The 24693-nt window shown below is 71.1% G+C and carries 17 protein-coding genes and 1 other RNA gene; 3 read left to right on the plus strand and 15 right to left on the minus strand.

Annotated elements, in window-relative coordinates; translation table 11 throughout:
- Positions 1-8: 8 nt before the first annotated feature.
- Positions 9-434, plus strand: a complete 426-nt coding sequence (locus ACWDGI_RS07755; protein WP_450756374.1) for a hypothetical protein — start codon at positions 9-11, stop codon at positions 432-434.
- Positions 435-519: 85 nt separating this feature from the next.
- Here the strand turns inward: ACWDGI_RS07755 and ACWDGI_RS07760 are convergent, their stop codons facing one another.
- The 4 genes from ACWDGI_RS07760 to ACWDGI_RS07775 form a co-directional block, all read right to left on the minus strand.
- A complete protein-coding gene (locus ACWDGI_RS07760) occupies positions 520-1716 on the minus strand; it encodes an acyltransferase family protein (RefSeq protein ID WP_450756376.1) in 1197 nt (398 codons plus the stop codon).
- Entirely contained in the window at positions 1713-3824 is a 2112-nt protein-coding gene (locus ACWDGI_RS07765) for a glycosyltransferase (protein WP_450756527.1), read from the minus strand. Before ACWDGI_RS07765 ends, ACWDGI_RS07760 begins: the two co-directional genes overlap by 4 nt.
- A gap of 152 nt (positions 3825-3976) precedes the next feature.
- Complete coding sequence (locus tag ACWDGI_RS07770; RefSeq protein ID WP_450756378.1) at positions 3977-5011, minus strand: hypothetical protein; 1035 nt, start codon at positions 5009-5011, stop codon at positions 3977-3979.
- Positions 5012-5212: 201 nt separating this feature from the next.
- Entirely contained in the window at positions 5213-6184 is a 972-nt protein-coding gene (locus tag ACWDGI_RS07775; protein WP_360489509.1) for a LysR family transcriptional regulator, read from the minus strand.
- 84 nt (positions 6185-6268) lie between these two features.
- Between ACWDGI_RS07775 and ACWDGI_RS07780 the strand changes: the two genes are divergently transcribed.
- Positions 6269-7705 carry an MFS transporter gene (locus ACWDGI_RS07780; protein WP_450756380.1) on the plus strand — a complete coding sequence of 479 codons (1437 nt, stop codon included), beginning with the start codon at positions 6269-6271 and terminating at the stop codon, positions 7703-7705.
- A 246-nt stretch (positions 7706-7951) separates the two neighbouring features.
- Here the strand turns inward: ACWDGI_RS07780 and ACWDGI_RS07785 are convergent, their stop codons facing one another.
- The 7 genes from ACWDGI_RS07785 to ftsE form a co-directional block, all read right to left on the minus strand.
- Positions 7952-9259: a hypothetical protein gene (locus tag ACWDGI_RS07785; protein ID WP_450756382.1), complete on the minus strand. Its 1308-nt coding sequence runs from the start codon at positions 9257-9259 to the stop codon at positions 7952-7954.
- 126 nt (positions 9260-9385) lie between these two features.
- On the minus strand, positions 9386-14098 hold the full coding sequence (locus tag ACWDGI_RS07790; protein ID WP_450756529.1) for a ricin-type beta-trefoil lectin domain protein: 4713 nt from the start codon (positions 14096-14098) through the stop codon (positions 9386-9388).
- Positions 14099-14672: 574 nt separating this feature from the next.
- Positions 14673-15060: a transfer-messenger RNA gene (ssrA, locus tag ACWDGI_RS07795) on the minus strand.
- 101 nt (positions 15061-15161) lie between these two features.
- Positions 15162-15704, minus strand: coding sequence for an SsrA-binding protein SmpB (gene smpB, locus ACWDGI_RS07800; RefSeq protein ID WP_351701596.1), 543 nt, complete (start codon positions 15702-15704; stop codon positions 15162-15164).
- A 93-nt stretch (positions 15705-15797) separates the two neighbouring features.
- The gene (locus ACWDGI_RS07805) at positions 15798-16967 is read right to left on the minus strand and encodes a S41 family peptidase (protein WP_450756384.1); all 1170 of its coding nucleotides are present in this window, start codon (positions 16965-16967) and stop codon (positions 15798-15800) included.
- A gap of 67 nt (positions 16968-17034) precedes the next feature.
- On the minus strand, positions 17035-17952 hold the full coding sequence (gene ftsX, locus ACWDGI_RS07810; protein WP_450756386.1) for a permease-like cell division protein FtsX: 918 nt from the start codon (positions 17950-17952) through the stop codon (positions 17035-17037).
- A gap of 62 nt (positions 17953-18014) precedes the next feature.
- Positions 18015-18704 carry a cell division ATP-binding protein FtsE gene (ftsE, locus tag ACWDGI_RS07815; RefSeq protein ID WP_360489516.1) on the minus strand — a complete coding sequence of 230 codons (690 nt, stop codon included), beginning with the start codon at positions 18702-18704 and terminating at the stop codon, positions 18015-18017.
- 247 nt (positions 18705-18951) lie between these two features.
- On the opposite strand from ftsE, the gene ACWDGI_RS07820 reads away from it, so the two are divergent.
- Positions 18952-19143, plus strand: coding sequence for a hypothetical protein (locus ACWDGI_RS07820; RefSeq protein ID WP_351701422.1), 192 nt, complete (start codon positions 18952-18954; stop codon positions 19141-19143).
- Positions 19144-19255: 112 nt separating this feature from the next.
- Here the strand turns inward: ACWDGI_RS07820 and ACWDGI_RS07825 are convergent, their stop codons facing one another.
- The 4 genes from ACWDGI_RS07825 to ACWDGI_RS07840 all read right to left on the minus strand — a co-directional run bounded on the left by ACWDGI_RS07825 (position 19256) and on the right by ACWDGI_RS07840 (position 24512).
- On the minus strand, positions 19256-19876 hold the full coding sequence (locus ACWDGI_RS07825; protein WP_450756388.1) for a hypothetical protein: 621 nt from the start codon (positions 19874-19876) through the stop codon (positions 19256-19258).
- A 325-nt stretch (positions 19877-20201) separates the two neighbouring features.
- Positions 20202-21308, minus strand: coding sequence for a peptide chain release factor 2 (gene prfB / locus ACWDGI_RS07830; protein WP_450756390.1), 1107 nt, complete (start codon positions 21306-21308; stop codon positions 20202-20204).
- Between the two features lie 123 nt (positions 21309-21431).
- Positions 21432-22661 carry a serine/threonine-protein kinase gene (locus ACWDGI_RS07835; protein WP_450756391.1) on the minus strand — a complete coding sequence of 410 codons (1230 nt, stop codon included), beginning with the start codon at positions 22659-22661 and terminating at the stop codon, positions 21432-21434.
- A gap of 111 nt (positions 22662-22772) precedes the next feature.
- Positions 22773-24512 (minus strand): serine/threonine-protein kinase, encoded by a 1740-nt coding sequence (locus ACWDGI_RS07840; protein ID WP_450756393.1) that lies wholly within the window; start codon positions 24510-24512, stop codon positions 22773-22775.
- Between the last annotated feature and the right edge of the window lie 181 nt (positions 24513-24693).

The raw sequence follows: 24693 nt of genomic DNA on the forward strand, positions 1-24693 counted from the left end.
GGGTTGCCATGGACGCAGAAATCGAGTACCGATTCACGAACGCCGGCCTGGAAGTGGTCGCTCGCTACACGGGCGTTGACGGCCCATCCGTCGAAGAGGCGTTTCGCCGGGTCGTGCACATCGATGCCACGCCGGTTCAGAGAATCAACAAGCGCGGGCCCGACGCGAGTCACCGGGTCGACGATGCCTGGAAGACCCGTGCACGTGAAGGAGGAGTAGTAGCCGATGACGGAACTTTTCTGGCGGCCGGCAGTATGCGCTACGGGTGGGTTCACGTCAGGCTGACCCCGGCAACCGATATTTCCGCATTGGCGGATCAAGCGGGAGAGCTCCTTTTCATCGCCCGTTCCCTGAGCGGTCACCGGATCTGCGCGGCCAGCACCGAGGGATCCGAATACTGGATTCTTACGCCGGATTTCCCTGCAGAGGAATGACGAGGACGATTGACACCCGCTGGACCGGCCTCCCGGACGCGTGGGGCCGCTCGATCCCGAGGAATGGCACTGAGACGGCCGCTTCTCATGGCGCCCGCCGGCGCGCCCGCCCCCGTCGCCTCCCGTCCGGCCACACCCGGGGTCGGCGTCCCGCCGCCACGTCCTCCACCCACCCGAAGGCCAGCACCGCCGCCGCGATCAGCGGCCACACCAGCACGAACGTCCAGAAGCCGTATGTCGAGTCCAGCAGGGACGCCGCCCGGTCGGAGGCCATGAAGGGCAGGTTGTACGCCTCGTCGATGATCGGGAACGTTGCCATGATCAGCATGTTGTGCCAGAGGTAGACGGTCACCGCACGGTTGTTGGCGAGGGTGATCGGTCTGTCCCAGCGGCGCAGACGGCCCGGCAGCTCCCGCCATGACGGGGAGTACTGCAGCAACAGCACCACGGCCCCGAACGACCAGCAGGCCTGCGCCGGCGGGATGTCGTTCAGGTCCCAGCCCTCGGGGCCCGGGTGGCCCGACGCCCACCACAGGCCCACCGCCATCACCAGGCAGGACAGCGAGACCGCCGCGTAGCGCGGGACCCGCGCCAGCACGCCCTCGTGGTGGGCGAAGCCCAGGATCCAGCAGCCGCCGTACACCGCGAAGTCGGTCACCGCGTCGCCGGTCTCGCCGGGGACGGACACCACTCCCGTGCCCACCACCGCCGTCAGCGCCAGCGGCGCCAGCACCGTCGGCAGCGGCGCCCTGCGGAACGCCCGCAGCAGGAGCGGGGACAGGAGCACGAACCAGAGGTAGGCGCGCAGGTACCACAGCGGTCCCGCCGCCTGTTCCGCCCACGTGTCGTCCAGCAGGCCCGAGGCCGAGCCGAGGTGTTCGGGGTACGGCGGGGCGCCGATCGGCAGGAAGTAGTCGATCAGCCTGCCCCAGCCGGCCCAACCGGTGCCCACGTCGGGGTCGTTCAGCGGATGCCAGCCGGCCGTCAGCATCATGGTCAGCAGGACCGCGCTGAACAGCCAGAGTGGCGGCAGGAGGCGGCGGAGCCTGCCCCTGATCACGTTCGCCGCCGGGCGGTCCAGGCTGCGTGCCATCAGCGAGCCGGCCAGCGCGAACATCACGCCCATGGAGGGGAAGAGGATGGTCAGCCAGGGCCAGCCGAACAGGTGGTAGACCACCACGCGGAGCAGGGCCAGGGAGCGGAGCAGGTCCAGGTAGCGGTCCCGGCCGCCGGTTCCGGACCGCTTCCCTGTTGGGACGGGGGCCGTCTCGGCCTGTGTCATGCCGCCTGCCTCCCTTTCTCCCGGCCGCCGGCTCCGCCGCCCGGCGCCTCCACCACTCCCGTGCGCCGCAGCTTCTGCCAGCGCAGCCGGCCGCCGGTGAGGGCCGTGATCCAGGACTGGAGCAGTACGACGTACATCAACTGGCGGTAGAGGATCTGCTGGAGCGGCAGCGAGACGAGATGGGTCATGCGTTCGCGGTCCATGCGGAAGGCGTAGGCCGCGCAGACCGCCTGCACGGTCAGTACGCCCAGCCAGGCGCCGATCGTCCGCTGTGTCGGGCCGAAGACGATGCCGTAGAGGAGGAACGCGTCGATCAGGGGGGCCAGGAGGGGGGCCACCACCATGAAGAGCGAGACCAGGGGGAGGCCCACGCGGCCGAAGCGGCCCGACGGTCCCCGGTCGAGCAGCGCCCCGCGGTGTTTCCAGATCGCCTGCATGGTGCCGTACGACCAGCGGTAGCGCTGGGACCAGAGCTGGGAGACGGACTCCGGGGCCTCGGTCCAGGCCCGTGCCCGTTCCGCGTACACCACCCGCCAGCCGTCCCGGTGGATGGCCATCGTGATGTCGGTGTCCTCGGCGAGGGTGTCGTCGCTCATGCCGCCGACCCGTTCCAGGGCGGTACGGCGGAACGCGCCCACCGCGCCCGGGATCGTCGGCATGCAGCGCAGTACGTCGTACATCCGGCGGTCCAGGTTGAAGCCCATCACGTACTCGATGTGCTGCCAGGCGCCGATCAGCGAGTCCCGGTTGCCGACCTTCGCGTTGCCGGCGACGGCGCCGACCCGCGGATCGCCGAAGGGCTGGACCAGCTCGCGTACCGTGGCCGGTTCGAAGACCGTGTCGCCGTCCATCATCACGACGATGTCGTGGCGGGCGTTGGCCAGGCCCCTGTTGAGGGCGGCGGGCTTGCCCGCGTTCACCTGGCGGATCACCCGGACGCCGGGCAGGTCCAGGTCCGCCACGATCTCCGCCGTGCCGTCCGTCGAACCGTCGTCGACGACGAGGATCTCGATCGGGTGCTCGCTCGCGGTCAGTGAACGTACCGTGTTCTCGATGCACTTGGCCTCGTTGTACGCGGGGACCAGGACGGAGACCGGCTCCGTCACCGGCCGGCCCCACGTGAATCCCCTGCGGCGGACCCTGCGGGTGTGTACGAAGGAGAGCCAGAGCATCAGGGCGAACCGGGCCAGCACCGCCACGCCGACCACCGCGAGCCCGGCCACCAGCACGTTGGTGACGCCGTCCGCCGCCTGGACCAGGGAGATCCACGCCCTGCCCTGCCAGAGGTCGGGGCCGGTGACCGGGGTGTGGGCGCTCGGTGCGTTCAGGGCCTCGGTGAGGTTGCCGAAGGTGTAGCCGCGGTGCTGGAGCAGCGGGACGAAGCGGTCCAGGGCCTGGACGGTCTGGTGGCGGTCGCCGCCCGAGTCGTGCATGAGGACGATCGCGCCCTTGCCGTCGTGCGGGGTCGCGTTGCGGACGATGGCGGCGACGCCCGGCTTGCGCCAGTCCTCGCTGTCCGTGTTGTTGACGACCGTGATGTAGCCGCGGCTGCCGATGTACCGGGTCACCGGCCAGGAACGGTCGTCCATGGCGTCGGCGAAGGAGGAGTACGGCGGCCGGAACAGGGACGTCCGGATGCCGGCCGCGCCGGTGACCGCCAGCTGGGTCTGGGACAGCTCCCAGTCGATGCGCTTCCTCGACTGGTACGACAGGTCGGGGTGGCTGAAGGTGTGCACGCCGACCTCGTGGCCCTCGGCCACCATGCGCCGGACCAGCTGCGGATAGCGGGAGGTCATGGTGCCGGTGACGAAGAAGACGGCGTGCGCGTGGTGCTTCTTCAGGACGTCCAGGACCTTCGGGGTCCAGGTCGGATCGGGGCCGTCGTCGAAGGTGAGGACCAGGTGGTGGTCGGGGATGCGCAGTGACGTCGTACGGCCGCCCCGGGTGTCGATGACCGGGCCGCCGTCCAGGATCTTCTCCGGCACCTTGTCGGAGGAGGCCTCGGGACGGACGCGGTGGTCGGCGAGGATCTCGCTGTGGACGTAGCCGCGCAGCATCAGCATCGCCATCACGGCGCCGACCACCAGCACGGGCAGCGTCAGGCGCATGGACAGGCGGCGGCGCCGGGAGCCCTCGGTGAGCGGCGCGGTGGCGGTTCCATGACGACGGGTACGGGTGCCGGTCCGGGTGCTGCCGCGGGTACGGGTGCCGGTCCGGGTACTGCCGCGGGTGCCGGTTCGGGTACGGCTGCGGGGCGCCATCACAGGACGGGGGTGGGAGAGATGCCGGTCCCGGTCCTGGGGGCCGCCCCCTCCGCGACCGGGCCGCCGGTCGGCGCGGCCGAGTCGCTGGGCGAGGGCGGGGCCGACGACGCGGGCGGGGTCGGGGTGGCCGACGTGGGCGCCGAGACGGACGGCGAGGGCGGCACGGACGACGCCCCGGCCTTCGGCGAGGAGCCCGCCGTCCCGGCGGACGACGTCGGCTGCGCGGACGTGGACGCGCTCGGCCGGCCGGTCCCCTTCTTCCCCGCCCCCGGCGCCCGGGCGGAGGCGCCGGCGGGCGGGGTCCTGCCGTCGCCGCTCACGGCCGGAGCGGCCACCGGGGCGCCGTCCCCCGAGGACCGGGCGCCCGGGGCGGGCTGCGGCGAGTCGTCGACCTTGCCGGCCGGCCGGTCGTGGTTCTGCCCGGGCACCGGCAGCCAGGGCGCGTCGGAACTGCCGGACAGCAGGGTTACGACGATGACGACCGCGTAGACCGCGCAGGCGAGGCCGACGGCCATCCCGATCCTGCGGAACCGGCGGCTGCGGCGCCCCGACTCGTCGACGAAGACCGGCGCGTCGGAGAGCTCCGCCGCACCGGTCGGCCGTATCCGTACCGCACCGACGTCGACCGGGGCGGGCCCCCGGTCCGGGCCCTGGAAGGAGGCAGGGCCCTGGAAGGAGTCCGAGCCCCGGAAGGAGCCCGGGTCCTCGGCGGCGAACGGGTCCTCGGCAGCGAACGGCCCCTCCGCGCCGGCCGGGACCGCGCGAGCCGCGCCGCCCGGGATCACGCCCCACGGATCCCGCAGCGCACCGACCCGCAGCACCTCGGTCACCCCGGTCGCCTCGGTCGACTCGGCCGTCCCGGGCGCCTCGGTCGTACCGGCCGTCCCGGGCACCTCGCTGGTACCGGTGGTCACTCCGGACGTCCCGGTCACCCCGGACGTCCCGGTCACCCCGGAGCCGTCGGCTCCCCGGGCGGCCTCCTCCGGTGCGTCTCCGCCCGCCAGTGGCACATCCCGGGCATCCAGGGCCACCTGGGGCAATTCCGGTTGGGTTTCTTCTCGCCAATTTTTCACGCGCACGCATCCCCCCACGGGAGTGTTCCGGGCGCGCTGACGAACCCGAGCACACGTCACCGGACCCGGGCCCCCACCCGGTTCCGAACGCCCCCTTCTAGCTCTCCGCGCTCGGGGCCATGAAGCTAGCGCACGAGGGGAGGCCCCGTTCCCGATGTGTCATTTGTGGTCGTCCATCACATCTTGATCACTGGCCGGAATCCATCCATCGGACGGCCACCGAAGCCAGCCCTCCGCCCGCCCGATCTCGGCGGCCGCCCGCCGCAGCGCGTCCACTCCCGGATGGACCAGCCCCTTTCGCCACACGAGCGACACGGGCGACAAGGGGACGGGGTCCACCAGGGGCCGCGAGACCGTCCCAGGTATGGCCGGAAATCCCACTACCCCGAGGATCGGATTCCGGTTCTTGGCCATGATGCGCTCGAACTCCTCCTCCCCGACGGCCAGCGGCAGCGGCGGCGCGACCGCGATACCCCGCCCCTCGAAGAGAGAGAACGCCAGGTCAGTCCATTCCAGCGTGCGCTCGTTCCCCGCGCCGGCGTACACCGTCTCACCCGCCAGCGCGGCCAGCGGCACCTCCGCCAGGCCCGCCAGCCGGTGATCCGAGGGAATGATTACGGCCATTCGTTCGAGCCGTACGGGCTGTTGTTCGAGCCCGGAGCGCAGCGCCGGATCCAGTCCCGCGAACCGTCCGAAGGACGCGTCGAGCCGCCCGGCGAGGAGTTCGGCCGCCGCTCCGGTGAGCCCGCTCTCGTAGCGGGCCATCAGCTCCCCGTCGGGGGCGAGTTCACGGGCGCGGTGCAGCACCCGGCGGCCGGTCTCCAGACCCGGGGAGTTGAGGTCCACCAGCAGCGGCCGGGCCTGCCCGAACGCGGCGAGCAGCGCGTCCTGGGCGGCCAGCACCCGGCGGGCGTACGGCAGCAGCCGGACACCGTCGGCGGTCAGGGCGACCTGCCGGGTGGTCCGGAGGAACAGCTCGGCGCCCAGCTCCCGCTCCAGCCGCCGTACATCACGGCTCAGGGCCTGCTGGGCGACGTACAGCCGGGTGGCGGCGCGGGTGAAGTGCAGTTCCTCGGCGACGGTCACGAAGACACGCAGCAACCGGGGATCGATGTGGGCGGGCGCTGACATCACGCGAACTTACAACACGGGTGCGTGAATCGGCACCGAGCAGGTGTTGGACCCCTTGATCGGCCCTGGGCGACGGTGATGGACATGCCGCATCCGACCGAGCCGACCGCCCCGAGGCCCCACCCGGGGCCCCAGCCGAAGCCCCGCCCGCAATCCCCTCCGAGGCCGCATCCGCAGGACCCTCCGCACCCCCTCTACACCGTCACCGCCGACACCCTCGTCGCCGTCGACTTCGGCCCCCGCACCCATCACCACACTCACGGCCGCTCCGGCTCCCGCACCACCGCCCTCTCCCACCGTCCACGCCGCCCATCCGGCCCCTACCGCCGGCTCTTCGCCCTCCCCGGCGCCCGTGCCTTCACCGCCGGGAACCTGCTGGCCCGGCTGCCCATGGGCATGTTCAGTGTCAGCGCGGTCGTCATGATCGCCGGTGCCCGTGGTTCGTACGCCCTCGCCGGTGCCGTCACCGCGACCGGCCTCGCGGCGACCGGGGTGGCCGGGCCGTGGGTGGCACGGCTGGTCGACCGGTACGGCCAGGCGCGGGTCGCCGTACCCACCACCGTCACCGCGGTGCTCGGCAGCCTCGCCCTGCTGCTCTGCGTCCGCTTCGGCGCCCCGGACTGGACCCTTTTCGCGGCCTACGCGGCCACCGCCACCACGCCCAACCTCGGCGGCATGTCCCGGGCCCGCTGGGCCCATCTGCTGCGCGCGGACCCGGACGCCCTGCACACCGCGAACTCCTTCGAACAGGCCGCGGACGAACTGTGTTTCATGCTCGGCCCGGTGCTGGCGTCCTTCCTGACCGGCACGTTCTTCCCGGAGGCGGGCACGCTGGTCGGCGCGGTCCTGCTGCTGTCCGGCATGCTGCTGTTCACCGCCCAGCGGGCCACCGAGCCACCGCCCCGGCCCACCCGCACCGGAAAGGGCCCCCTGCCCATCCCTTCCCTCCTCGCCTGCTTCGTCGCGACCGGCGCGGTGTTCGGCTCGATGGAGGTGGTCACGATCGCCTACGCCGACGCCCAGGGCCATCGTGCGGCGGCCGGTGCCGTCCTCGCCCTCCAGGCGGCCGGCTCCTGCGCGGCGGGACTGGTGTACGGGGCGATCAGGCCGACCGGACCGGCCGAACGGCGGCTGCCGGTCTGCCTGTCGGCGATGGCGGCCCTGATGCTCCTCCCCCTCCTCGCGGCCCGCACCGCCGACAGCCTGTGGGCGCTGGCGGCCGCCCTGCTCGTGGCCGGTATGGCGACCGCGCCGACCATGGTGACCGCGATGACCCTGGTCCAGGACCGCACTCCCGAGGAGCGTCTCAACGAGGGGATGAGCCTGGTCGTGACCGCCCTGCTGACCGGCATCGCGGCCGGCTCCGCACTGGGCGGCTGGGCGGCGGAACACGTCTCGCCGACGGCCGCCTTCGCCGCCCCGGCCGCCGCGGCCGTCACAGCCCTTGTGGTCAACACGGCCGGCCGAACGGCGAAAGCGGTCGGTCGAATCGCTTCCCTCAATTCCCGCCGCACCCATTGACGGCCAGACGGCCCGCACCCACCCTCCCACGTCGAAGCGCGGGAGGCGGCCGGCGGGAGTCGGCCGACGGAGGCAGTGGAACGCCACCGGACCACGGACTCGTACCGGTGCTGGGACAAGGTAAGGCCCGCACCCGGGTGCGTGCCCCCTATCGCCTGCAACTTCCTTCCGCCCTGCCAGGTGGGGGCCGTCATCATGGACAGACCGCCATGGGCCAGGCCCCGGTAGGTCACGGCGTCGAAGGGGTCAGCGTTCCGCGTGCGGATCAGCCAGGTCGGCGACGTGTCGTCGGCCGTAGCCGAACCGGTCGCCGAGAGCCGTCCAGCGGGCGTACTGCTCATCGGTGACCGGCACGTCGTAGGCCCTGACACATGTGAGCAGCAGACGGAAGCCGAGATCGGGATCGACCTGGTCGACGACCTGCTCGAGCGCGGGAACCACCGTGCGGGAGTGTTCGAACCACGGGCTCCTGGTGACGCCGTACCAGGGGCTGTCGTGCACCGCGCGGGTCAGAACGGGAGCGATCTCCCGCAGTTCCCGCAGGACCGCGTTCAGTGCCTCGAAGTCGCCCGGCGAGGGTGCGCCGAGGGTGAACCCGGGGTCGATCTCCCGCAGGCGTTCGATGCAGACCTCCGCGATCCGATGGAGCCACTGCCGCGCCGTGACACCCTCGGCCTGCGGGTCGTAGCCATAGCCCGTCGCCGCCTGCCAGAGCTCGGTGAGAGCATCGTCGGACATCGGTGACCGGGACAGCCGCAGCGTGTCCTCCAGCAGCGCGAACGCTGAGGAACCCGGCACCAGACCCGCGTACTCGGAGGCCGCGCCGCGAATGCCCTCGTCGACCGTGTAGGAGTGCTGCCACAGATCGCCGTGGAATCGTCCGGCGAGGTACGAGAACCCGAAGTCCCAGTAGAAGCGCCGCCGCAGCGAGACGTGGTCGAAGCGGGGCCAGCGCACATCGAGCCCGTCGTGCACCAGGCGCCCCGGGTAGCCGAACACCTCACCGATCGTCCGGTACCGGTCGTACCGCTCCACGGCGACGGTGACCGGAGTCTCCTTCACGACACGCAGGAACAGCCGGAAACCGAGGTCGGCATCCGCCTCGGCGGCCACGCGTTCCAACGCGGCTCCGACGTCCGGGCCCGTCAGCAGGTGCGACACGGCTCTCACCTCGGCGCACACGGCTTTCCTCATCGCCGGTTCGTCCACCGTGACCATGGGCGGTGTGCTCTCGAAGAACGTGTCGGCCGAAGAGAGACCGGCGGCTTCCCGGGCGATCCGGTCCTCGGCCGACTCCACGATCCGGCGGAGCAGGCCGGGGACGTCCGGCCCGGGGTCCTGACCTCCCCCCGCGGCACGCCATACCGTCCGCAGGGTCTCGGCCGGAAGGCGCGAGTCCAACAGCAGACGGGCATCGTCCCGCAGAACGCGGGCGTCGTCGGCGTCCCCGTCCGGCACCACCGGCGTCACGGCCGTCCCGAGCGTCGCGATCAGCAGACTGAGCCCGAAATCCTCCTCGAAGTTCCAGAAGCGTGCTTCCCGTGGTTCTTCCATGAGTTCCTCGCGGAGCGTCGGAGCGGGCGGGGCGGAAGAAGGCGACACTTCTTCCGCCCCGCCCGTCGCGCCGGGGACGGTGTGTGCCGTCGTCCCCGGCACGGTCGGACAGGTGAGGCCGGTGGCTCAGCCGGCGAGATACGACGAGTACACGACGTAACCGGACGGGTGCTGGCGACCGACGTACTTCAGCTGGATGACCACCTTATTTCCGGCGTCGACCTTCTGCGGGCCGTCCTTCACCCACTTGAAGCCGAGATTCCTGGCGTCCTTGAGGGTCCATGTGATCTCCTTCAGATCGGTCTGGGGATCGAAGTGCCCGCGGTCGCCGTTCCTGCCGAATTTGTCGCGCATGCGGCTCAGCCAGCCGTCCAGCCCCTTCGGGTTACGGGCGAACCACTGCTGGAACGCGTCGTTGACCGAGCTGTTGGCGACGTCCTCGCTCATCCACCTGGTGGCGACGCCGCCCCGGACCGTCCTCGCCTTGTCGGCCATCTGCGTGTCGGAGCGCCGCACGTGCTGCGTCAGGGTGTGGGCACCGAACTTGCCCTCGTCCGCGATGATGTTCAGGCAGTTGTGGACGAGGACGTCCTGAGGCGCCCGCCCCTGGGTACGCACGAAGAACGTGTGCAGGTCGTCGACCGTGAGGTCGTAGACCTCGGTACGGCCCGAACGGTCCGTGAGGGCCGTGACGGGGCTCAGCGTCCCGTCCGCAGTGCGCAGCCTGTCGCCCACCCGAAGGCCGGAGACCTGGGTCCAGCCCCGGCCGGCCACGAAGAAACGGTGACCGCGTGTGCTGGTGATCAGACCACCGGCCACGCCGATGTCCGTCATTCGGCGCGTGTCGTGGCGGAACGTGTCCGTCACCGGTTCCGGGCGCAGCCGGCCGGTCTCCGGGTCGGCGGCCAGCAGCAGGTCGCCCTCGTGGACGTCCCGGATCGCCTTGCGCGAGCCGTCGGACAACAGCACCTCGGTACCACCGGGGAAGCTGTCCTTCGTGCAGAGCGCGAGCGCGTCCTCGTAGACGTGCGCGGTGTCCTCGATCTTGGCGAGGGCCGCGGCGTCGATGTCCAGCGCGCGCAGCGCCTTCAGGGCGTCGTCGACTCCGATGCCGGTGCGCAGGGCGGCGTCGAAGGCGCGGATCGTCTCGGTGATCTTCCCGATCGGTCCGCCGAGCGGGAGCCAGGTGGCGGCCCAGGCACAGTCGCCGTAGCTCCCGTCACCGCTGCCGGTGGCCTTGTGGTAGCAGCCGGTGAAGTCATCGATGATCGAGTGGTAAAGGCCCTTCCACAGGTCCTTGGTCGCCTCCCAGGAGGAGATCTTGACCGTCTTCTTCAGGTTCTTGAACGTCTTGGTGGTGAGGAAGTATGTGTCCTCGGCGGGGCAGCCCGCCTCGGTCGCGGGGACATCAAGGTTGTCGCAGTAGTAGTAGCTGACGACCGCGTCGAAGTGCACTTCGAACACCAGGTCGCAGGGCAGCCGGGAGCAGTCGTCCGGAAGCCGCTGCGGGTCCCCCTGCTGTTTGATGTCGTCGATGACGGAGAACACCCCGCCGATCCCGGTTCCGGTCCCGGCGCCGGCCTGCACCTGCTTGTTCGCGTCGCCGGCTGCCGCCTGGTCGGCCGCCTGCTGCGCCGACTCGGCGTACCGCTGGGCGTCCTTCGCCGCCTCCTCGGCCGCGGTGGCCTCGGCGTCGGCGCGATCGGCCGCGGCACGGGCATCCTTCGCGGACTGCTCGGCCTCGGCGGCCGCCGTACGGGCCGCGTCCGCGTCCAGGGCCGCCTGGTCGGCGGAGTCCCGGGCGTCCTTGGCGTAGCCCTCGGCGTTGCCGGCCGCCTGGTCGGCGGCTGCCGCGTCCGCGGTGGCCTGCTGGTCGTACTCGATGGTGCGCGCCAGTGACTTCTGCGCGTCCGCCGCGTACTGCGCCGCCTCGGCGGCGTACCCCAGCGCCTCCTTCGAGGACCTGCGGGCGTCCGCCGCGTGACCGGCCGCCTCGGCGGCGATCGTGTACGCGGCCTTGGCGTCGCCGGTCGCCGCGTCGGCGAGGCTCTGCGCCTGCTCGGCGTTCTTCTGCGCGTTGGCGGCGTGCGCCTCGGCGACGGCCTGCTGCTGCTCGGCGATCGTCTTCGACGACTGGCCGGTCAGGACGACGAGTCCGGCCGCGGAGTCGGTGTCGACGTAGGGCGAGCCGAGCTGGATCGCGTCGTTGGCCGGTGCGGCGACCTGCTGCGCGGAGGCTCCGGCGTCCTCGGCCGCCTGCGCGGTCGTGTACGCGTGACCGGCCGCGTCGGCCGCGCCCGCGACCGCCTTGGCGGCCTCGGCCTTGGCCGCGTCGGCCTGCTTCTTGGAGTCGGCCGCGTGCTGCTCCGCCTCGTCGGCCAGCTTGACGGCGGCGCGGGCCGCGGCGGCCGAGGACTGGGAGGCCTTGATGGCGTCCGCCGCCGCGCTGGTCGCGGTGCGTACCGCCGCGTCCGCCTTCAGCTTGGCCGCCTGGGCGTCGTCCGCGTCGGAACGGGCCCGCTTCGCCGCCGCCTCGGCACGCGTCGCCGCCGCGTCGGCGTCCGCCGCGGCCTGGCTCGCCGCGTCGGCCTCGGTACGGGCCGAACCCGCCGCCGCCTCCGCGTCGTCGGCCGCCTGGTCCGCCTCGTCGGCCGCGGCCCGGGAGTCCTTCGCGTCGGCGTCGGAGTCGTGCGCGTCGGCGTAGGCGTCCTTGGCGTCGGACTTCGCGCGGGCCGCGTTCGCCTTGTTCTTCGCGTCCCACGCGTCGTCCGACTTGCCCTTGGCCAGGTCCCGCGCGGCCTCCGCGTCCTGGCGTTTGGCGCGGGCGGTGGATTCGGCGGTCTCCGCCCGGTCCTTGGCCTCGGCGGCGGTCTTCGCGTACCCCTCGGCGTTCGTCCTGTGCTGCGCGGCCTCGGCCTGCTTCTGCGCGGCGGTCGCCTTCTCCGCCTTGGCCGTCGCCTCCTCCGCCTCCGCGTCGAGCCGCTTGGCGTGCGCGGTGGCGGCGGCCGCCTTCGCGCCGGCCTCCGCCCGCTGGGTCTCGCCGAGCTTCGCCTTCGCCGTGTCGCGCGCGGCCTTGGCGGTCTGCGCCTGTACGGCGGCCGCGTCGGCGGCGGCCTTCGCCTGCGCGTTGGCCTCCTGTGCGGCGGCCGTACGGAACGCGGCCTTCGACTGTGCCGCCTGCGTCACCGCGCGGGCGGCGATGGTCGCGCTGTCCCCGGCGGACGCCTTGGTCGCCGCGTAGGCGGTGTCGCCGGCCTTGGACAGGGCGTCGAGCGCGGCGGCCGACGCCTTGGTGACCTGGGCCTTCTGCCGGCCGACGAGCAGGCCTCGGCCGCGCGGGGCGCCCGCCTGGTCGGCGACGGCGTAGGCGGCCTGGGTGGCGGTGTCCGTGTCGGTGGCGGACTTCTTCGCCGCGGCCGCCTGGGCCTTGAGCAGGTCGAGCTGGGTCTTCGCCGCGGCCTGGGCGTCGGTGACGCCCTTCTTCGCCTTGTCGAACTGGGCCTTGGTCGGATAGTCCAGCTTGTCGGTGCCGTTGTGGCCGGACGGGGCGATGTCGAACTTCTGCGGGTCGGTGCCCTTGCAGTCCCACATCCGGGCGTCGCGGCCGTTGTCGTAGGTCGCGAGGTCCAGGCAGTTGCCGGTGCCGGGGTTGTACAGGCGGCTGGTCGCGTGGGTGTCGTACTCCCACTTCTGGGCCGGGGTCTTGGTGTTGCAGGTCGAGATCTGCGCCACGGTCCCGTTCGTGATGCCGCCGCCCTTCACCTCCAGACACTTGCCGGAGTTGACGTTGACCAGCGCGTCGCCGCTGATCGCCCACTTCTGCCCGACCGAGCCGTTGCAGGTGTAGATCTGCACCGGCGTGCCGTTGTCCTTCTTGCCGCCGCCCACTTCGAGGCACTTGTCGGCGGCGCCGTGCGCGTGCACGATCATCGGGCTGTCGCCGATCCAGCCGGGGCCGCCGGCGGACCAGTAGTCCTGCCAGCGGGCGAGGCGGTCGGCGATCCACGACTGGCCCAGCAGCTCGCCCAGCGCCTTGGAGCCGGTCGCGAGGGCCTTGGTGGCGTCGCGGTTCGCGTTGAGGATCTGGTCGCGCTGGGTGGTCTGGCCGGCGATCTCCCGCTGCCACTCGGCGGACGCGTCTGCGACCTCCTTGCCGAGGACCCTGTCCGGGTCGACGGGGCTGCGCCAGTCGCAGGACGCGAACCGGGTCTTCAGGTCCTCCACGGCGATGCGGTACTCGACGCTGCCCGGCTCGGGCGCGGTGCGCGGGAAACCGCCGGAGGAGAGGAAGACACGGGCGTCGTCGGTGCCCGTCGGAGGCGTGGACGAGTTCACCAGGCCGTCCCACGCCTGGTGTTCGGCGTAGGCCTGCTGCCACTGCGGGGAGGGGAGCGAGGGGTCCGGGTCACCGCCGTAGAGCGGGGTGCCGAGGTCCTTGACCGCCTTCACCGTGGCGTCGTCGGCCTTCGGGGTCGGATCCTTGTAGAAGTCGTCCTCCGACTTCCAGAACTGGGCGGCGATCCACTGGCCCAGGCCGGTCTGCTCGAAGAAGCCAGGGCCCGTACCGGTGGTTCCCGGCGGCCAGTGGAATCCGGCCTCGGTGAATCCGCCCGGGGTGCTCAGGCCGTCGAGCGGCTTCTTCCAGACGTCGACGTACGCGTTGAGGGCGTCGCCCGCCTTGTCGGCGGTGTCCTTGTCCTTGTCGTACGCCGTCGAGAGCGGGGTGGGATTCCAGTACTCGCGGTTCGCCGCGGTGTGCAGCTTGTCCGGGGTCTGGTCGAGCCCGTTCTGGGCGGTACTGAACATGGCCGCGCCGCCCGTGCGCAGCACCTCGGCCATCAGGCACTGGTCCTGACGGAACTGCTCGGCGGCCTTGGCGTCGAAGCCGTCGTAGCTGTCGGCCACCGGACTGAAGCCGGCGGCCCGGTCCTGGGGCGGGTCCGGCCGGCCGGCGACCGTGGCGAGCACGGCGAGCGCGAGCACGGAGGGGACAAGTCGCTTGAGACTGCGGGACTTTCGCGCAAGAGGCGTCACTGGCCCGGGTCTGGAACGCAAAAGAGCATCCGTTCTTCGTGAAGAGGGCAGACCGGGGGCCCGACTGGAAGAAGTGAGGTGCCGTGGCGGCGGTCAGGCTCGCGTACGGCGCGGATGCGTTCGTCTCTGCGGATACGTCAGCGATGACGGCATGACGATGTGCCCCTCCCCCGTGGCGACAGTGTTCCCCCGGTCGCCGATGGACGTGCGCGGCAGCCGACTGGTCAGATCAGCCCTGCGCGCACCGCACTTTAGTCAACTTATGGGCTACCTGTGAAGAGTTTTTGACCGAACGAGATCAACCTTCACATCAGCCATGTCCCGCGAACACGACGAGGGCCCGGTGGTCGTAGACCACCGGGCCCTCGCAACATGGAGACTGTGGAGATGGCGGGAATCGAACCCGCGTCCAACGGTGCAAAAGCAGGGCTTCTCCGTGTGCAGTTCGCTGTGATTTTCTCGGCCCCGGCGATCACGCGAACAAGTCGCCGACGGGCCCAGTCACTGTTTGATTTCCCACCGAACCCCGTGACCGGGCTCGATGGTTTAGTCCCCTAGATTATGCCAGGGTCCGGGTCGGGAACACCCCCGGGCTGACACCCGTTAAGGGCCTTCACTCACTGCTTATTAGGCAGCGAGGGCGAAGGCGCGGGAATCGCTCTTGGAATTGGCGATTATTGGTTGCGACATATGGTTAACGAGATCATTGCCGCTTCCTCGACACGCTTCCCCTGTTTCAACATCCGCTGTCGAAACCGATCATCCCCATGTTGATTTTTCAATGCGCACACCCGGGCTTCCCCTGGTGTTGGTCCCATCGTACGTGACCAACGCACGCCGATGCCACCGTATTCCCGGCGGCTTCGCCCTACTGGCCGCGCTGCTTCCGCTTCGCCGCCGCGATCGCCCGGTCCGACTCCCGCCGGTCCTGCTGCTCGCGCAGGGTCTGCCGCTTGTCGTACTCCTTCTTGCCGCGGGCGAGCGCGATCTCCGCCTTGGCGCGGCCGTCCTTGAAGTAGATGGCGAGCGGCACGATCGTGTGGCCCGTCTCCTGGGACTTGGCCTCCAGCTTGTCGATCTCCTCCCGGTGCAGCAGCAGCTTGCGCTTGCGGCGCACCGAGTGGTTGGTCCAGGTGCCCTGGCTGTACTCGGGGATGTGGGCGTTGTGCAGCCACGCCTCGTTCCCGTCGATCTGCACGAAGCCGTCGGTCAGCGAGGTGCGGCCCTGGCGCAGCGACTTCACCTCGGTGCCGGACAGCACGATGCCGGCCTCGTAGGTGTCGATGATCGCGTAGTCGTGCCGCGCCTTCTTGTTCTGCGCGACGATCTTGCGCTTGCCGCCCTTCTCGCCGTCCCTGGCTTTGGCGGCCGTCCCCTGCTGCTTCTGCTGGGACTCTTTCGGTACGTACATTCCCTTGGCCATAGTGCCCTCCATTTTCGCACTACGGAGGGGGTGCGAGGGAAGCGGATTAGCGGTGGGTCCCGCAGGGGCACCCACGGCGGGCTACGACGGGTCGCCCAGGCCGCTGAGGACCGTCTCGGCCCGCTCCAGCGCCCCGGAGCCCACCTCCAGGTCGGGGGTGATGCCCCGGCCGTCGACGGTGTGGCCCGAGGGGGTGCGGTAGTGGCCGACGGTGAGCTCGGCGACCGAGCCGTCGGGGAGCCGGGTGGGCATCTGGATGGAGCCCTTGCCGAAGGTGCGGGAGCCGAGGACGACCGCCCGGCCGCGGTCCTGGAGGGCGCCGGTGAGCATCTCGGCCGCGCTCATCGTGCCGCCGTCGACGAGCGCGACCAGGGGTCTCGCGGTGTCGCCGCCGGCGTCGGCGTGCAGGGCGCGCTGGGCGCCGTCGACGTCGTAGGTGGCGACCAGGCCGCCGTCGAGGAAGGCGGAGGCGGCGGTGACGGCCTCGCTGACCAGGCCGCCGGAGTTGCCCCGCAGGTCGAGGACGATCCCGCCGTCGGCGGGGGCCTGCCGCACGGCGTCGCGGACGAGTTCCCCGGACCCCCTGGTGAAGGCGGAGATCTTGATGACGGTGATACCGGTGGACAGCTTGCGGACGGTCACCGAGTCGGTGGACAGCAGCGCGCGGCGCAGGGTCTCGGTCCACGCGTGCGTGCCGCGTTCGAGGCCGAGGGTGACAGTCGTACCGGCGCGGGCGTCGGTGGCGTCGCCGCGCAGTAACGAGACGACGTCGGTGACGGGCCGCCCGTCGACGTCCGCCCCGTCGACACTGCGCAGCCGGTCGCCGTTCCTGATGCCGGCGGTGGCCGCGGGTGACCCGGCCTGCACCTTGGTCACCTCGATCCGGCCGTCCCGCTCCCGCCGGGCCCACAGCCCGACACCGGTGTACTGGCCGTCGAGCGCCTCCTCGAACTCCTGGTACTCGCCCTCGGAGTAGACCGCGGCCCACCGGTCCCCGCTGCGGCTCACGGCCCGTTCCGCCGCCTCCATGGGCGACTTGCCGTCGGCCATCGCCTCGGCGGCCGCCCTGGCGACCTCGTCGTGCCCGGCGGCCGGACGAGCGGCTCCGCCCGGCGTCTTCCGGTCGGCCAGCCCCGGATCGGGAAACGCCCCGGTGGCCGCCCCGGTCACCAACAAGCCTGCGAACACCAACGTCAGAGCCGCCCCCCGGCGAACCCGGCGGGGCTGACAGAACAGCTCTCGGCCTGACATGCCGGTGAGTCTAGGACAACGAAAAGGGCCGCACGGGCGGTTGCCCGTACGGCCCTCTTGGCATGCGTCACACCTTCAGGTACTTGCGCAGCGCGAAGAACGCCGCAAGGGCGGGCATCAGGAGGCTTGTTGCGAGGATGAGCGGGAGCTTGGTCAGCACCGCGTCCCAGCCGATGAAGTTGATCAGGTTCAGCTTCTGGGAGAGGGCCAGGCCGTGGTCGATGATGAAGTAGCGGGCGATCACCAGGAATCCGCAGGCGACTGTGCCGCCGATCAGGCCGGCGACCGCGGCCTCCGCGATGAACGGGGCCTGGATGTAGAAGCCGGAGGCGCCGACCAGGCGCATGATGCCGGTCTCGCGCCGACGGCTGAACGCGGAGACGCGCACCGTGTTGACGATCAGCATCAGGGCGACCACCAGCATCATCGCCATGACCGCGCGGGCCGCCCAGTTCATGCCGTTCAGCAGCCCGAAGAGGTTGTCCAGGATGCCCTTCTGGTCCTGGACGGACTGGACGCCGTCACGGCCGTCGAAGGCCGTCGCGACCACCTGGTACTTCTGCGGGTCCTTCAGCTTGATCCGGTAGGACTCCTGCATCTGGTCCGGCGTGAGGGAGTCGGCGAGCGGGGAGTCGCCGAACTGCTCCTTGTAGTGCTTGTACGCGTCGTCCTGCGACTCGTAGGTGACCTTCTCGACCACCGACATCTTGCCGAGGTCGGCCTGGATCTGCTTCTTCTGGTCGTCGGTGACCGCGCCCTTGGCACAGTTGGGGTCGGACTCGGCGTCGCTCTTGTTGCAGAGGAAGATCGAGACGTTGACCTTGTCGTACCAGTAGCCCTTCATGGTGGTGACCTGGTCGCTCATGAGGAGCGAGCCACCGAAGAGCGCCAGGGACAGGGCGACCGAGACGACGACCGCGAAGGTCATCGTCAGATTGCGGCGGAGACCGACTCCGATCTCCGACAGTACGAACTGGGCGCGCATGGCGTCGGGTTATGCCTTTCCGTCGTGGAGCGCGTGAAGCGTCGGGAACGTGTGCATCGGTTTCAGTGCTGGTAGCCGTAGACGCCGCGGGTCTGGTCGCGGACGAGTCGGCCCTTCTCCAGCTCGATGACGCGCTTGCGCATCTGGTCCACGATGTTCTGGTCGTGTGTCGCCATCACCACGGTGGTGCCCGTCCGGTTGATCCGGTCGAGCAGCTTCATGATGCCGACGGAGGTCTGCGGGTCGAGGTTGCCGGTCGGCTCGTCGGCGATCAGCAGCTTGGGCCGGTTGACGAAGGCCCGCGCGATGGCCACGCGCTGCTGCTCACCACCGGAGAGTTCGCCCGGCCTGCGGTCCTCCTTGCCGCCGAGCCCGACGAGGTCGAGCACCTGCGGCACCGACTTGCGGATCTCGCCCTTGGACTTGCCGATGACCTCCTGGGCGAAGGCCACGTTCTCGGCGACCGTCTTGTTGGGCAGCAGGCGGAAGTCCTGGAAGACCGTCCCGAGCTGGCGGCGCATCTGCGGCACCTTCCAGTTGGAGAGACGGGCCAGGTCCTTGCCCAGGACGTGCACCTGGCCGTGACTGCACCGCTCCTCGCGGAGGATCAGCCGCAGGAAGGTGGACTTTCCGGAGCCGGAGGACCCCACGAGGAAGACGAACTCGCCCTTCTCCACTTCCAGGGACACATCCCTGAGTGCGGGGTGGGTCTGTTTGGGGTAGACCTTGGAGACATTGTCGAATCGGATCACGGATGCACCACGGGTCGCCGGGGGTAGATGAGCGTGACCATACGCGAGTCGGGTGAGGAAGCGCAGGCGCCGGTCACGGTTGGGTGAGGCTTGTGCGGTTTTGTTCCGGGGCAGTCTTTCCGGAACGCCGGGGCGAGGTCCACGGACGGCCGCGCCCTTTCCGGGGGAACCTGGCACAGTGGAGGGGGAACGTTCTCGTTCCGCTGAGCGTTGTGTAGGTAATGGCCGGTGCAAGGAGGGCGAGCGCATGACGTACGACCGGTTGGTGTGCGCGAACTGCGCGGCGCCCGTGAGCGAAGGCCGGTGCCCCGTGTGCCGCGCCAACCGCGAGCGTCTGCAGCAGGAGAACTTCCTGGGCGGGCTGAACCCGATGGCGCTGATCGGGCTGCTGGCGGTACTGATCGCCGCCGTGGCGCTGCTGGCGCATCAGACCGCGTAGCGAACGTCACAGACAAACGCATCGCGCGAAAAGCGACCGAAGGGCCCGGAGCTGCTGCTCCGGGCCCTTCGTCACACGTGAACGCATACGCTCCGTGAGCGAACGGCTGCCGTCAGGCGGCGGCGCCGCCACGGCCGCCCATGAGGCGCGGCAGGATACGGAAGCCGATACCGCCGGCGATCATCGTGGCGGCACCGACGATCAGGAAGCCGGTCTGCGCGGCACCGGTCTCGGCGAGCTGGTCGCCGCCGCCCTGGGCCTGGGTGTTCGTGGAGTCCGAACCGGTGTCGGTGAGGGCGGAGGAGCCCTCCTCCTGCGCGGAGGTGCCGGAGTTGCCGTCGGTGCCGGTGTTGTTGCCGCCACCGGTGCCCGTGCCGCTGCCGTCGGTCGGGTTGTCGCTGGTCGGCTCGTCCGTCGGCTCGGTGGGCTCGTCGGTCGGCTGGGTGGGCTCGTCCGAGGGCTCCGAGGACTCGGACGGCGGCTCGCTGGTCGGCGGCTCGCTGGTGGGCGGCTCACTCGTGGGCGGCTCGCTGGTGGCCGGGCCGGTCGGGATCCCGGTGGGGTCGTCGGTCGGGTCGTCGGCCGTGTTGACAGTGGCGGTCAGACCGTCCTCGTTGGCCTCGACGCCGATGGAGAGGGCGGAGGCCGCGCCGGCGGCGGTCAGCGAGGCACCGGCGGCGATCACGGCGCAGGCGGCTATCCGCGCGACCCGGATCCGTGTCTTCTTGGTCATCTGGTTGCTACCCCCAGTAGCTGAATGTCAGGTTGGCGGCGCTGGGGCTGTGCTCTACGGAGGTAGCTACGGATACGCGAGCCCCCCGGTTCTCATGCGCCCCAGAGATACGCATGCCACGCTTCACCCTTCCCATTTTTCAAAGCAACGTCAAGGCCGTTGCGGGCGCGATGTCCAGTTGCGCGCCGAATGCGGGGAGTTGAAGCCTGTGAGTGTGATGTAAAACCCAGACATAGCCCCGGCGTGGCCCGGAAAAACGAGAACTGCCGCCCAGGGGGCGGCAGTTCGCGAATCGGGCCGACTCACCATGGGCAAGTCGACAAAGTTACTTCTCCTGCTGCTTGCGCCAGCGAATTCCGGCCTCCAGGAAGCCGTCGATCTCGCCGTTGAAGACGGCCTCGGGGTTGCCGACCTCGTACTCCGTACGCAGGTCCTTGACCATCTGGTACGGGTGCAGGACGTACGAACGCATCTGGTTGCCCCAGGAGTTGCCGCCGTCGCCCTTGAGGGCGTCCATCCTGGCCTGCTCCTCCTGCCGGCGCCGCTCCAGGAGCTTGGCCTGGAGGACGTTCATCGCGGTCGCCTTGTTCTGGATCTGCGACCGCTCGTTCTGGCAGGAGACGACGATGCCGGTGGGGATGTGGGTGAGGCGCACCGCGGAGTCGGTGGTGTTGACGCCCTGCCCGCCGGGCCCGGAGGACCGGTACACGTCCACCCTCAGCTCGGACTCGTCGATCTCGATGTGGTCGGTCGTCTCGACGACGGGGAGGACTTCCACGCCCGCGAAGGAGGTCTGCCGCCGGCCCTGGTTGTCGTACGGCGAGATGCGCACCAGCCGGTGGGTGCCCTGCTCGACCGAGAGCGTCCCGTAGGCGTACGGCACCTGCACGGCGAAGGTGGTCGACTTGATGCCGGCCTCTTCCGCGTAGGACGTCTCGTAGACCTCGGTCTTGTAGCCCTTCTGCTCCGCCCAGCGCAGGTACATCCGCTGCAGCTTCTCGGCGAAGTCGGCGGCGTCGACGCCACCCGCTTCCGCGCGGATGTTCACGAGCGCCTCGCGGGAGTCGTACTCCCCGCTGAGCAGCGTCCGCACCTCCATCTCGTCCAGCGCCTTCTTGACGGCGGCGAGCTCGGAGTCGGCCTCGGCACGGGTGTCCGGGTCGTCCTCCTCCTCGGCCATCTCGAACAGCACCGCGAGATCGTCGATCCGCCCGCGCAGCGCCTCCGCCTTCCTGACCTCGGCCTGGAGGTGGGAGAGCTTGCTGGTGATCTTCTGCGCCTCGTCCGGGTTGTCCCACAGGGACGGCGCGGCCGCCTGCTCCTCGAGCACGGCGATGTCTGCCCTCAGCTTGTCGAGGTCCAGAACGGCCTCGATCGACTCCATGGTCGAGGAGAGGGACTTGAGCTCTTCGGATACATCGACGACTGCCACGCCTCCCAGCGTAACGGCTCCGCCAAGCGCACAGCGCCCGGCCACCGGCGCCCGGCCCGCCCGCCCGGGGGGAGCGGGGTGCCCGGGGACCGCGGTCGCCGGGTCAGGCGGGCGGGCGGAAGGTCACGGCGCCGAGGTGCTGTGGGTGTCCTGGGGCGGGGAGTCGTCTCCGGAGCTCGCCAGCCACGCGCCGACTCCCACCGCCGCCGCCAGCACGATCCCGGCCACGCCCAGCGTCACCCTGCGCCGCCGTGCCGCCGCCTTGTGCCGGGCCGAGCCCGGTCGCGGCGCCCCGGCCGCCCTCGGCGCCCTGGCCGTGCCCCGCGCGCCGCCCGCCAGCTCGTCGGGGCCCGGCACCCTCATCGACGTGTGCGTGTCCCGGTTGGAGTCCGGCTTGGCGCCCGGCACCAGGGAGACGGCCCCCCGGCGCCGTACCCGCTGCTCCTCCGCGGCCGGAGCGGCGGCCGTCTCCTCGGCGGCCTCCTCCGACGCCTCGGTCTCCGGCTCGTCGACGTCCAGTGGCGGCATCCCCGCCAGCGTCGGCAGCTGCTCCCGCAGCCGCGCGGCCAGCTCGGACGCCCGCAGCCGGGAGGCCGGCGCCTTCGCCAGGCACTGCACGAGCAGCTGCCACAGCTCCTCGGGGATACCGGGGAGGGGGACGACGGTCTCGGTCACGTGCCGGCGCAGGACCGCGCCGGGGTGGCCGCCGCCGAACGGGGTGAAGCCCGCGAGGAGCTCGTACAGAACGGTCGCCAGGGCGTAGATGTCCACCGAGGCCCGGGGCGGCAGGCCCTCGACGATCTCCGGTGCCAGGTAGTCCGGGGTGCCGATGATCTTCGTGGCGCGGGTCCGCTTCGGGGAGTCGATCAGCTTGGCCACGCCGAAGTCGGTCAGCAGGGCGGGGTGGGCCCCGCCGGGGCCGAGCGGGCCCTGCATGTCGAGCAGCACGTTCTCCGGCTTCACGTCCCGGTGGACCACGCCCGCCGCGTGCGCCGCCGCCAGCCCGTCCGCGACGTCCGCGACGATGGCCACCGCGGCCTCGGGCGCGAGGCGCCGCTCCCGCTCCAGGCGGGTGCGCAGATCGGTGCCCCGGACCAGGTCCATGACGAGGGCGAGGTCGTTGCCGTCGACGACGAGGTCGCGGACGGACACCACGTTGGGGTGCTCAAGGCCCAGCAGGGCCGTGCGCTCCTGCACGAAGCGGCCCACGAGTTCCTCGTCGGACGCGAGATCCTCGCGCAGCAGCTTGATGGCGACGGGCCCTTCCGGCCCCTCGCCCAGCCACACCGTGCCGGCGCTGCCCCGCCCCAGGATCTGGTTGGCGGTGTACCGGCTGCCGATCTTCCGTGCCAAGACTGCTCCTACAGACGCGTGTTGCCGACAAAAGTACGCGTCCGATGAGCCAACCTTCACCACGGAGGCGGAAATCACCCGCCAGGTGTCGACAAATCCCCAGAGTCGCGGTCAGTTGTTGTTGCCGGAGCCGTTGCCGAGGTCGCCGATCCAGTTGCTGACCGACGTCGTCCAGTCCTTCAGCTGGCTCCAGTAACCCCTGCCCTCCCCCACCCACGTGTGCACCGGGGTCAGGTCCCAGATCAGCCAGCCCGCGACGAACAGGATGACGACCATGAACAGGCAGCCCTTGAGGCAGCCGAGGCCGGGGATCTTCATCGGGTTGGCGCTGCGCTGCCGCGGCTCGCGCGGGGCCCGCTGCGGCTCGGCGGGGGCGGCCGGGGGCGCGTAGCGCTGTTGCGGCCGCTGGGGCTGCTGCTGCGGGGCGTACTGCTGCGGCTGGTGGCCGTACCCGGCGGGCTGCTGGCCGTAGCCGGCGGGCTGCTGCTGCCCGTACCCGCCCTGCTGGCCGTACCCGCCGCCCTGCTGCCCGCGCGGCTGCGGCCGGCGTACCGGCTGCTGCTGCGGGGCCTGGCGCGGCTGTTGCTGCTGCGGCCGGGCCACCTGGCGCTGCGGGCGGCGGCGCAGCGGGTCCTCGTTCGGGTCGAGGTACTGGACCTGCGTCTGCTCGTTGCGGTCGCGGGCCGCGCGGAGCTGGGTCTGCCAGGGGTGCGGCTGGTCCGGCTGCGGCTGGCCCGGCTGTCCCTGGGGCATCGGCGGCATGACGGCCGTCGGGTCGGCGGCGCCGGTGTTCGGCAGCACGGCGGTCGGGTCGGCGGCGCCGGTGGGGCCGCCGGTGTGCGGGAGCACGCTGGTCGCCGCGTTCGGGTCGTACGATCCGAACGCGCCGGTGTTCGGCAGCACCTGCGTGGGGTCGGCCGACCCCGGTACGGCCGTCGGCGCCGGGTCGGGGGCCAGCAGCGCGCCCACCCCCTCGGCGGCGGCGATCTGCGCGGAGTTCGCGTGCACGCCGACGCCCTCGGCGACGACCCGCAGGCCGCGCGCGAGGTTCTCGGCGCTGGGACGTTCGTCGGGGTTCTTGCGCAGGCAGCGCTCTATGACCGTCCACAGCGGGTCGGGGACGGTGGACGGGCGGCGCGGCTCGGCGCTGAGGTGCTGGTGGAGGACTTCGAGGGCGCTGCCGCCGGAGAACGGCGGACGGCCGGTGACCAGCTCGTACAGCAGGATGCCGGCGCCGTAGACGTCGACGGCGGAGGTCTGCGGGCGGCCCTCGGCGGACTCCGGCGCCACGTACGCGGGCGTGCCGACGAACTCGTGGGTGCGGGTCAGGCCCGGGGAGTCGGCGAGCCGGGCGATGCCGAAGTCGGTCAGCAGCGGGTGCATCTGGCCGTCGTACTGCTGGAGCAGCACGTTGGCGGGCTTCAGGTCGCGGTGCACAACGCCGTCGGCGTGGCTGGCGGCGAGCGCGTCGGCGATCTGGGCGGTCAGCAGCGCGGCGGCGACCGGCGAGAAGGGGCCGTTCTCACGCAGGTAGCGGTGCAGGTCGGGACCCTCGACGAGGTCCATGACCAGGGCGAGGAGATCGCCCTCCACAACGAGGTCGCGGACCCGGACGATGTTCGGGTGGGTCAGCCGGAGCAGCACGGAGCGCTCCCGCAGGAACCGCATCACGACATCGGCGTCGCTGGCGAGCTCCTCCTTGAGGACCTTGATCGCGACGGTCTCCCCGGGCTGGCCGGGCACGGCCGCCTCGGCGCCCGCGGTCTCCCGCTGGCGGGCACGCCAGACGGTACCGGTGGCGCCGCGTCCGAGCGGCTCCTCCAGGAGGTACTTGCTGCCTACCGGCCGCACGTCATCCGCTCCCTGTTGCTTGCTGGTGTGTCCGGTTCTTGTGTCCGACCCACTGTAGTGCCGTGGTCCCTGGTACCGGGCTGTCGTCCGGCTGTGCTTTCCCCCGCACCGCAGGCGGCCGGCAGGTGTTCCGGACGTATCCCCATACGTAGGCGTTCCCGCAGTTGTTCGATGGAAAGAC

This window comes from Streptomyces sp. NPDC001220, assembly GCF_053597895.1.

Coding starts and splice junctions, on each gene's coding strand:
- ACWDGI_RS07755 (WP_450756374.1), top strand. CDS start 9: ATGGACGCAGAAATCGAGTACCGATTCACGAACGCCGGCCTGGAAGTG.
- ACWDGI_RS07760 (WP_450756376.1), bottom strand. CDS start 1,716: ATGACACAGGCCGAGACGGCCCCCGTCCCAACAGGGAAGCGGTCCGGA.
- ACWDGI_RS07765 (WP_450756527.1), bottom strand. CDS start 3,824: ATGCGCCTGACGCTGCCCGTGCTGGTGGTCGGCGCCGTGATGGCGATG.
- ACWDGI_RS07775 (WP_360489509.1), bottom strand. CDS start 6,184: ATGTCAGCGCCCGCCCACATCGATCCCCGGTTGCTGCGTGTCTTCGTG.
- ACWDGI_RS07780 (WP_450756380.1), top strand. CDS start 6,269: ATGCCGCATCCGACCGAGCCGACCGCCCCGAGGCCCCACCCGGGGCCC.
- ACWDGI_RS07785 (WP_450756382.1), bottom strand. CDS start 9,259: ATGGAAGAACCACGGGAAGCACGCTTCTGGAACTTCGAGGAGGATTTC.
- ACWDGI_RS07790 (WP_450756529.1), bottom strand. CDS start 14,098: ATGGCCGAGGTGCTGCGCACGGGCGGCGCGGCCATGTTCAGTACCGCC.
- smpB (WP_351701596.1), bottom strand. CDS start 15,704: ATGTACGTACCGAAAGAGTCCCAGCAGAAGCAGCAGGGGACGGCCGCC.
- ACWDGI_RS07805 (WP_450756384.1), bottom strand. CDS start 16,967: ATGTCAGGCCGAGAGCTGTTCTGTCAGCCCCGCCGGGTTCGCCGGGGG.
- ftsX (WP_450756386.1), bottom strand. CDS start 17,952: ATGCGCGCCCAGTTCGTACTGTCGGAGATCGGAGTCGGTCTCCGCCGC.
- ACWDGI_RS07820 (WP_351701422.1), top strand. CDS start 18,952: ATGACGTACGACCGGTTGGTGTGCGCGAACTGCGCGGCGCCCGTGAGC.
- ACWDGI_RS07825 (WP_450756388.1), bottom strand. CDS start 19,876: ATGACCAAGAAGACACGGATCCGGGTCGCGCGGATAGCCGCCTGCGCC.